We start from the raw sequence: 10201 nt of genomic DNA, 5'->3' as shown, positions 1-10201 counted from the left end.
ATTTCGCCGGAAAGCATTGATGCAATGATCGAAGCGCATGCCAAAGCGGGAACCCTCCTCGGAGGATTTTTTAATTACCGGTTTACCGATACCGTTCATTTGCTGAAAAGTGCTGTTGATGAAGGCAGGTTTGGAACAATTACCTATGCCTCGGTACATGTGCCCTGGTGGAGAAGCGATGAATATTACGAGCACAAGTGGCGTGGTACCCTGCAGCTGGATGGAGGCGGAGCCATGATGAACCAATCCATTCACATGGTAGATATGTTACAATACATTATGGGACCCATTGATTCCCTACACGCTTATACCGCCACGCTTGGCCACAATATAGAAGCCGAGGATACGGCAACTGCCATCCTGCGATTCAAAAATAAAGCCCTCGGCTCTATTTATGGTTCCACCGCTTCTTTTCCGGGTCAGCCGCGCCGTATAGAAATTACCGGAACCAGGGGAACGGCTATACTGGAAGACAACAACATCAAAGTGTGGCAGTTTGCTGCCGAAACAAAAGACGATGAAAGGATCCGGTTACAATATGCAACAACTGAAAGTGCCGGAGGTGCGGCAGATCCTTCAGCTATCCCGTTTGAACTGCATGCAAGAAATATTGCAGCATTTATCTCATCTCTTGAAACAGGGCAGCCCTTTGAAATTGATGGAAATGAGGCCCGCGAGGCAGTAGAAATCATACTCGCCATGTATACATCCGCAAAAGAAAACCGGTCTTTTGAATTTAAGAAAAACGCATAGCTGACCTGAAGGCTAACCCCCATCACCCATTTTAAAATTTTCACATCCCCCATTCCCCACATTCTCACATTCCCACATCTTCACATTTATCCCGCGATCTGACGCTCCTTTGTCGCGTGCCGACCGCTGCATTTGTCACATTCCCACGTCTTCACATTACCTTCTTTATAAACAGCCGTCCCGAGTTGATGCCGAGCACCACATCGCTGAGGCCCATAGCCAGTGCTCCGAACATAGGATTAAGAAAACCCAGAGCCGCCACAGGAATGGCTACGATATTATAACAAAATGCCCAGAACAGGTTTTGCTTTATGGTAATGAAAGTGTGCCTGCCCAATCCCAATGACAAAGGAAGATTTTTGAGGCCATGATTCATGAGCACTACGTCGGCTGTTTGAATAGCAACTTGCGATGCATCGCTCAGAGAAATCCCGATCGTTGCTTTGGCCAGCGCCGGCGCGTCATTGATACCATCGCCCACCATCGCTGTGGGAGCCTGAAGGGCGAGCGATTCAATAACAGCTGATTTTTGTTCGGGGGTTTGCTCCGCCACTACTTTATCAATACCGAGTTCTGCAGCCAGACGTTCACTTTTGGCACTGCTGTCGCCGCTTAACAGGTAAGTAATGATCCCTTTGCTGCGCAGGTAGTTCACCACTTTTTTTGCTTCGGGCCGTATGTCGTCTTTAACATCTATCCATCCGATAAGCTTATTGTTTTTCAGGATATATACATTATGGGCATTGTTGGTAGTAAGTGCAGCAGCGATTTTATAAGAGCCCGCCCAATATTCATCACCCTCTTTGCTGATTGCTTTTATCCCGAACCCTTTTACCTCTTCTATTTTCGCCCATCGTATCTCAGTTTTTGCCGGTGTGCCGGGCAGGCGGGTTTTCCAGGTTTTGGTTATGCTTTTGGCAATGGGATGATTGGAATATTTTTCAAGTGAACAGGTAATCATTTTCAGTTCTTCTTCGGAGATGCTGCTATCCGTTACCCGGAACTGATCAATTGTTAGTTCACCTGTTGTTAATGTACCGGTTTTATCAAATACCACCTGACGGATATCTTTAAAAAGTTCAAGACTTCCGGCATTTCGGAAAAGCACACCATTTCGCGCGGCGCGACCCAACCCTACGGCAATTGCCGCGGGGGTAGCCAATCCCAACGCACAGGGACACGAAATGACCAGTACGGCGATGCTGCGCATTAGCGAATCAGTAAAATTCTGCAACACAACATAGTTGATAATAAAAGTAAGCAGCGCGATAGCAATTACGGCAGGTACAAATATGGCGCTGATCCTGTCGGCCATCTGTTGTACCGGTGGTTTTTCACCCTGTGCCTGCTTTACCAGGTTCGCAATGTTCGCGAGCGCCGAATCACCGGCTGCTGCGGTAACCTGTGCTTTTACCGTACCGTCTGCCAGCAGGCTGCCTCCGATAAGCATATCCTTTGCATGTTTCTCCAGGGGTATGCTTTCACCGGTAATGATCGCTTCGTCCACGCTGGCATCGCCCCATAAAATTTTGCAATCGGCCGGCACAAGCTCCCCGGTTTTGATCAGCACCAGGTCGCCGGAGCGAAGGTCCTTGTTATCAACCGGCATGATCACTTCCTGATGATGTTCATCAAAAGCGATCATATTGGCAACTGTTTTTTGTGATCCGGACAAGCCTTTCAAAGCTTTTTGCGTAGATTGAACAGAAGCACTTTCCAGGTAATTGCCAAAAAAAACCAGGGTAATAATGGTGGCAGCGGTTTCGTAAAAAAGATAATCTTCGCCCAGGTTCAGCAGGGTGCCTGTAAGGCTGTACACAAAAGCGGCTGTGGCGCCCAGGGCAATAAGCACATTCATGTTGGGAATGCCGTTGCGCAGGCTCTTAACAGCACTCTTTCCAAAATACGACATTCCAACGATGTATACGGGAACACAAAGTGCGAGCTGTATCCAGGGATTCATTAGCCAGTGCCAGCCTATCCGGTCATGCAGCATATGCAAAAGCAACACCAATGTAAAAGGCAGGCAAATGAGCGTGTACTTTAAATGAATATTCATTTTTTTTTCAGGAACCTCTGCCTCATCTGCTTCCAGTGTGCCGGTTACCTTATACCCCAGCGCATCAATCCCTTTTTGTATCTGCTGCGCAGAACCGTTGCCATTTAAATCAAATGTCACATCGCCATCCACAAAATTGACCCTGATGTTTCGCACATCTTCTTTTTCGAGGTATCTGCGAATGGTGAGTGCACAGTTGGAACAATCCATTCCTTCTACTTTCCACCTTATCTTTTCCATGCCACAAAATTAGCAACCAGCACAATGATGTATGGGCCCAATCTCAAATATCTTTGCAACCCCGTATCAGTAAACCGATAAAACAGTTCATTTTTTTGCAACAACGAGGCAGGGGAGCCGCTGATTGCAGGTTACAAGTTTCAGGGGCTGTTTCAATTTGAATTTATCTTTTAGTGTTTACTTTTGTTCAATAGTTGAAATGGAAGGTACTATGTTTGGTGTTGTTATTAAGCACCGTCCCCCGCCGCCCGGGGAGAGGGAAAGAGGGTGAGGTATATCTTTGGTTTTTAATACGCTTTCATGAACATAACATTACAGCAGGCCCAGCAACAAGTTGATGACTGGATAAAAACAACAGGTGTGCGCTATTTTAACGAGCTCACGAACCTGGGAATATTAATGGAAGAGGTGGGAGAGCTGTCGCGGCTGATGGTTCGTGTATACGGAGAGCAGTCGTTTAAAGAAAGCGATAAAGGAAAGGAATTGGCCGATGAAATGGCAGATGTATTGTGGGTATTGCTCTGCCTGGCCAATCAAACGGGCGTTGATCTGACTGCTGCCCTGCAAAAGAATTTTGAAAAGAAAAGCATACGCGACGCCCAAAGGCATAAGCTGAACGACAAACTAAAAGACGGCTGATGCTGTTCCTGTTTGCAGCAGATCCATATACTTTGCAAATTTGGCAGGGTTTTTAATCCGCAAACCGCATCATATTTGATATCTGAATGCTGTTAAAAGATATACATATGTTCAAACCGCTTCTCACCTGTATGCTGATACTACTAACGGCAGCAGGCTGCAACACGAATCCCGGCAGAAGCAAAGCAGATACTCCTGCCTCAGCCAAAGCAGCCGTTTGGCTTACCGATCCGGATGCCGGTATACTTTTTAAAGAACAGCCAGCGCCTTTGTTATTTGCAGATACCGTATCGGATTCAAATGCGGCTATTGATGTGGATGATGCGCAAACCTTTCAAACCATTGATGGCTTCGGGTATACCTTAACGGGAGGAAGCGCCATGCACCTCTATAATATGGATGCCCCGAACCGGGCTGCCATATTAAAGGAATTATTTGCAACAGATAGCAATAATATAGGGGTTAGTTACCTGCGTATAAGCATTGGCGCCTCCGACTTAGATGCCAATGTATTTTCGTATGATGATCTGCCTGCAGGTCAAACAGACGAAGAGATGGAAAAATTCAGCATAGCTACCGACAGGGATTATCTCATCCCGGTATTAAAGGAAATACTGGCAATTAACCCTGCAATTCAAATATTAGGCTCACCCTGGTCGCCTCCGGCCTGGATGAAAACCAACAATAATTCAAAAGGAGGTAGCCTGCAGCCCCGGTATTACGATGCCTATGCCTGGTATTTTGTAAAATATATTTTGGCCATGAAGGCGGAAGGCATAGCCATTAACGCCATCACCGTTCAAAATGAACCCCTGCACCCGGGCAATAACCCAAGTTTACTAATGCAGGCAAAAGACCAGGCTGTTTTTATAAAGCAAAGTCTTGGCCCGGCATTTAAAGCAGCCGGCATCCATACCAAAATCATAGTGTACGACCACAATGCCGACCGGCCCGATTACCCGGCAACCATTTATAAAGATGCAGAAGCCGCTCAATACGTGGATGGCGCCGCTTTTCATTTGTATGGAGGCAATATTGATACTTTGGCGCAGCTGCACAATGCCTATCCCGACAAGCATCTTTACTTTACGGAGCAGTGGATAGGCGCGCCGGGTAATTTAAAAGCCGATCTGAACTGGCACATTAAAAACATAATTATCGGCTCCATGCGCAACTGGTGCCGGGTGGCTTTGGAATGGAACCTGGCTGCCAATGCCAACCTTGAGCCACATACACCCGGCGGATGCACTGAATGTTTGGGCGCTCTTACGATCAATGGCAATACAGTTACGCGCAACCCTGCTTATTACATCATCGCCCATGCGTCAAAATTTGTTCGGCCAGGTGCTGTTCGCATCGCTTCCAATGAGCTTAACGGATTGTCCAATGTGGCTTTTAAAAATGCAGATGGAAGAATGGTGCTGATTGTTCTAAATGAGAGTAATTCCACTCAAAATTTTGCTGTAAGATATAAAGGTAAAACCGTAACCACCGCTTTGCATACAGGTGCTGTAGCCACTCTTATTTGGTAAATGACTTTCGCATTCACTATCCATGCTACATCTCAATTGTTATTATAAACTATTCTTAAGCGCGGACTGTTGTAATTTAACTATCGTTAATAAGCAACCGTTTGCGCATTATTTTATATAAGTGAAACTATGTATGTAAATCTTTAGTAAATTTAACAAAGATTTCATAATTCTTCTTACTCCAAAAACGCGATGCTTTATGAGCAAGTTAAAATCTCTTTTAACCTGTTTCCTTTCTTTGTGTACACTCCTTCTTTTTGCACAAAACAGAATCATTACAGGTAAAGTCACCAACTCAGGTGATCAAACAAACATTATTGGCGCTACCGTTTCTGTAAAAGGTTCTCCGCAGGCAACTACAACATCGGCGGATGGCAGCTTTTCGATTTCTGTGCCTCCGGGGGCGGTTACCCTGGTTATTACTTCTGTTGGTTTTTTGCCTAAAGAAGTAGCGGTAGCGGCAGATGCCACCAGTGTTACAGTTGAATTATCGGAAGATTCCCAACAACTGAGCGAAGTTGTGGTAACGGCGCTGGGTATTACCCGGGAGGCGAAGACACTCGTGTATGCTACACAAACAGTTAAACCGTCAACCCTTACAGAAGTAAGAGATGCCAACAACGTACTCAATTCTTTCCAGGGTAAAATTGCCAATGCCACAATATCTCAGGGATCTGGTGGACCAGGCAGCGGTGCAAGAATTGTACTAAGAGGAAATCGTTCGCTGCAGGGCAATAATAATGCATTGATTGTGGTTGATGGCGTGCCTATTACCAATGGAACGAACGGTGCTGCAGGAAGTGATTTTGGAAGCGTGCAGGGATCCGATGGCGCTTCAAATATCAATCCTGATGATATTGAATCGGTAACCGTGTTGCGTGGCGCATCTGCTGCTGCCTTATATGGAAGTGCAGCGGGTAATGGAGTGATCGTTATTACAACCAAAAAAGGAAAGGAAGGCAAAATAGCGGTTACGGTAAATTCCGGTGTAGTGTTTGAACAAGCTACTTCACTTCCCAAAGTTCAAAATGAGTATGGGCAGGCAAGAGCGGGTTCCGGGGGTGCCCTTGAAGTGGATTTGGGAGATAGCTGGGGAGTTAAAATGGAAGGGCAAAATTATACCAATCATTTAGGTGAACAAGCAACCTATGATGCCCAGCCGGATAATATTAAAAATTTCTTTAGAACAGGTACCAGCTTAAATAATTCAATTGGTGTAACCGGTGGTTCCGAAAAAATGCAAACCTATTTGTCCTATACCAATAACAGCATTCAGGGTATCATACCTAAGAATGATTTGCTGCGTCATACCGTAAACCTTCGTTTAACCAATCAAATAGGTAAGCGATTTTCTACGGATGCTAAAGTCACATATATAGCACAGTCCATTCATAACAGGCCCCGTACCGGCGAGGAAAACGCACCGACTATTGACATTTACCAGATACCGCGGAATATGAGTACTGCTGAAGCCGAACAATATGAAATGACCAACAATGTTGGGATAGCCGCACCAACTCCATGGCCGGCAACACTTGAAGCTATATACCAAAATCCATACTGGATGATTAACAATACGGCCATCAACGAGGTTAGAGACAGGATAATGGGTTTTATTACTGCTAAATACAACATTACTGATTGGTTGAGTTTACAAGGCAGGGCAAATTTAGACCGCATATTTGATCGTGGTGAGACGAAGTATGCAACCGGAACTAAACTTTGGGCTGGCAAAGTAGGCGGATATTATGGACAACAAAAAATTACAACAACTCAAAAATGGTTTGATGTAATGTTGGAAGGGCATAACGATATTACTGAAGATTTTAAAGTAGAATACAGGGTAGGCGCTATTTATCAGGACGGACAGTATAACGTAGTTAATAATACGGCCGACGGTTTGAATGTTACTAATAAATTCAGTCTCAATTATGCTACAAGTCCTGCAATTTCATCAGGTTCTTCACAGACCCAAACACAATCCGTTTTCGGGCAATTAAACTTTTCTTTCAGAGATGCGATATTTTTAGATGCGAGTTTGCGAAACGACTGGGCTTCTCCGTTACCCAGCCCCTATTCTTTTAGTTACCCTTCTATAGGCGCTTCGGTAATTCTTTCTGATTTAATGCAATTGCCTTCAGCGATATCATTTTTAAAGGCAAGTGCAAACTATGCATCTGTAGGCAACGGAGGCAGACCCCAAATCAGGTTAAGCACTTATAGCTATTCCCAGGGCGCCGGTAATGGCTTTTTAACCCGTAGCTCAACACTACCAATACCAGGGCTCAAGCCAGAAATTGTAAAAAACCTTGAATTTGGAATAGAAGCCAGATTTATTAACAACCGCATTGGATTTACCGCTACATATTATAAAAGTAATTCTACCAACCAGTTATTACAGGTGGATCTTCCTGTTGCTACAGGATACGCTAACCAGTATATCAATGCCGGCGATATTCAGAATTCGGGATTTGAATTTGTAGTTACAGGTACCCCAATTAAAACAAAGGACTTTAATTGGGATGTTGTATTTAACCTGGGGATGAATACCAATAAAATCAAAAAACTTGATGAAAATGTTAAGATATTCTACCTGGGTGGTGGCTACGGAAGGTCTGCCACTCCTATTGCAGAAGAAGGCGGACATTACGGGGACATGATATCTTACTTATGGGAAAGGAACGCCAAAGGGCAATTTGTAGTTAAGGCTGATGGAACTCCTTCTATAACCGCAGACAGGGGATCAATAGGAAACTTCAATCCTAAAGCAACAATTGGATTCAGCAATTCCTTTGGGTATAAAAGATTTTCTTTAAGGTTGCTACTTGACGGACGTGCAGGAGGTGTGATGGTGTCGGGTACCGAAATGAACCTTGCATTTAGCGGCATACCTGAAGTTACGGGCCGGTACCGCGAAGGAGGGCTGAACCTGGGTGGCGTTGATGCATCCGGTCAACCCGTTAATCAAACGATCACATCTCAGCAATTTTGGCAAATAGCGTCAGGGAAACGTTATGGCAATGGAGAGTTTTTTGCTTATGATGCAACCAACTTCAGAATCAGAGAACTTTCCATAGGATATGAAATCCCCGTAGGCTCAACCTTCTTTATTAAAAATGCACGTATATCCGCGGTAGCGCGTAATGTGGCATGGTTGTACAGAGGCAAATCTAAGTTGGATATACCCGGCTTAGGAAAGCGTACCATGTGGTTTGATCCGGACATGAGCCTGGGTAACGGAAACTTCCAGGGCGTTGAATATGGCACTTTGCCTGCTACCCGAACAGTAGGTTTTGATTTAAAACTTACATTCTAAAATCCGAATATTAAAACATTTAAATATGAAACGATTTAAAAAATTAGCAGGGAACATGCAGGTGGCAGGCATATCAGTTTTATTACTGTTAGCTTTCTCCTGCACAAAAAAATATGAGGAAATCAATACCGACCAGAACAGTGTTGCAATTATAGGACCTGCAGAACTTCCTTTTCTTTTCTCTAAAGCCCAATCTATTGGTACCAATAGTCAGTGGAACTACCAGGTAGCACAAAATCTTTTTGCGGATCAATACGCCCAATATTTTGCCTGCACAGCTACTTACTTCCCCTCAGATCGTTTATTCATACGTCAGGACTGGGTAGGCGCTGCTTTCAGGCCGATGTACACAGATGTTATGCCGCAGTTACAAAGCATCTTTGAAAATACAGATCCGGGCTCCGCCGAATATGCATTAGCAAATATTTGGTGGGTATATGTGTTTCACAAGGTTACTGATTATTGGGGGCCTATTCCTTATTTTAGTGCCGGTCAGCCAGGCGTTTCTGTTCCTTACGATAGCCAGGATAAAATTTACGATGATTTTTTGAAGCGTTTGTCCGACGCAATAACGGTATTAAAAGGTAAAACCGGCGAAACTCCTTACGGCTCTTACGATCTGGTATATGGAGGCAACGTAGCGAAATGGATAAAATTTGGAAGCACACTTCGTTTGCGTCTGGCAATGAGAATGTCAAAGGTGGATCCCGCAAGGGCTAAAACAGAAGCAGAAGCCGCAGTAGCAGATGGCGTAATGACTACCAGTCCGGATGACGATGCACTAATTGCACGTTCAACCAAAGGCGATGATGGTAATGGCTTATCTATCATGTCTGACTGGAATGAATTTCGTATGAGCGCCTCCATGGAATCTGTATTAAAGGGGTACGATGATCCAAGAATGCCCGTTTATTTTTCACCTGCAAAAAATACCGGTACATATGAAGGATTAAGAAATGGACTAACGGCCGCTCAGCTCGAATCAAACCCGAATAAACCAGATAATAATTCTCATGTGGGCAAAAGGTGGTCTTCTCCCGCTTTTGGAGGAGATGGCACTCATTTGGAAACGCCACAAAATATAATGCCAACCGCTGAAGCCTACTTTTTACGTGCCGAAGGCGCTTTGTTGGGCTGGAATATGAATGGAACTGCAAAGGAACTATACGAAGCAGGCATTGCTAACTCGCTTAAGCAATGGGGAGTTACGGATAATGCCGTAATTACTGCATATACCAATAGTACTGCAACGCCGGTTGCCCCAAATGATTTTTTAAGCTCTCCGGCCCTGACAAACATTCCGGTTAAGTTTGGAACTGATCCCAACGTGCAAAAAGAACAAATAGCTACCCAAAAATGGCTGGCATTATTTCCCGACGGGATGGAAGGTTGGGCCGATTACAGGAGAAGCCGTGTACTAAAACTTTACCCTGTGGCCAATTCAGAAAATTCTGATATAACCAATACAACAACTCAATGGATAAGAAGAATTCCTTTTTTGGATTCAGAAAAAGAGACCAACGGAGAAGAAGTAGAAAAAGCCATAGGTTTACTTGGTGGTGAGGATAAAGTTACCACTCCGCTTTGGTGGGATAAGAACTAAATCAAGTTTGTATTTTTCGGAAGATTCCACCAGCCGTCTGGTGGAATTTTTTTATATTT

The 10201-nt window shown here is 44.5% G+C and carries 6 protein-coding genes; 5 read left to right on the top strand and 1 reads right to left on the bottom strand.

Translation table 11 applies throughout. The features are described 5' to 3' along the window. Nucleotides 1–753 (top strand): Gfo/Idh/MocA family protein (locus tag PLH26_RS06875; protein WP_324585264.1); only part of this gene is annotated, 753 nt, incomplete at its 5' end. A 151-nt stretch (nt 754–904) separates the two neighbouring features. On the opposite strand, the gene PLH26_RS06870 is transcribed toward PLH26_RS06875, so the two are convergent. Continuing rightward, nucleotides 905–3052, bottom strand: coding sequence for a heavy metal translocating P-type ATPase (locus PLH26_RS06870; protein WP_324585263.1), 2148 nt, complete (start codon nt 3050–3052; stop codon nt 905–907). A 300-nt stretch (nt 3053–3352) separates the two neighbouring features. Here PLH26_RS06870 and PLH26_RS06865 point away from each other — a divergent pair, with 300 nt between their 5' ends. From PLH26_RS06865 to PLH26_RS06850, 4 genes are all read left to right on the top strand, one after another. Beyond that, nucleotides 3353–3691, top strand: a complete 339-nt coding sequence (locus PLH26_RS06865) for a nucleotide pyrophosphohydrolase (RefSeq protein WP_324585262.1) — start codon at nt 3353–3355, stop codon at nt 3689–3691. Between the two features lie 107 nt (nt 3692–3798). Next, entirely contained in the window at nt 3799–5223 is a 1425-nt protein-coding gene (locus tag PLH26_RS06860; protein ID WP_324585261.1) for a glycoside hydrolase family 30 protein, read from the top strand. 199 nt (nt 5224–5422) lie between these two features. Beyond that, complete coding sequence (locus PLH26_RS06855) at nt 5423–8539, top strand: SusC/RagA family TonB-linked outer membrane protein (RefSeq protein ID WP_324585260.1); 3117 nt, start codon at nt 5423–5425, stop codon at nt 8537–8539. 25 nt (nt 8540–8564) lie between these two features. After that, a complete protein-coding gene (locus tag PLH26_RS06850; RefSeq protein ID WP_324585259.1) occupies nt 8565–10142 on the top strand; it encodes a SusD/RagB family nutrient-binding outer membrane lipoprotein in 1578 nt (525 codons plus the stop codon). Nucleotides 10143–10201 lie beyond the last annotated feature (59 nt).

Origin of the sequence: Agriterribacter sp. (assembly GCF_035444585.1) — a bacterium.
Classification (GTDB): Bacteria; Bacteroidota; Bacteroidia; order Chitinophagales; family Chitinophagaceae; genus Agriterribacter.
The sequence above is the reverse complement of the archived record's forward strand: the minus strand, read 5'-3'. Positions and strand labels throughout refer to the sequence as shown.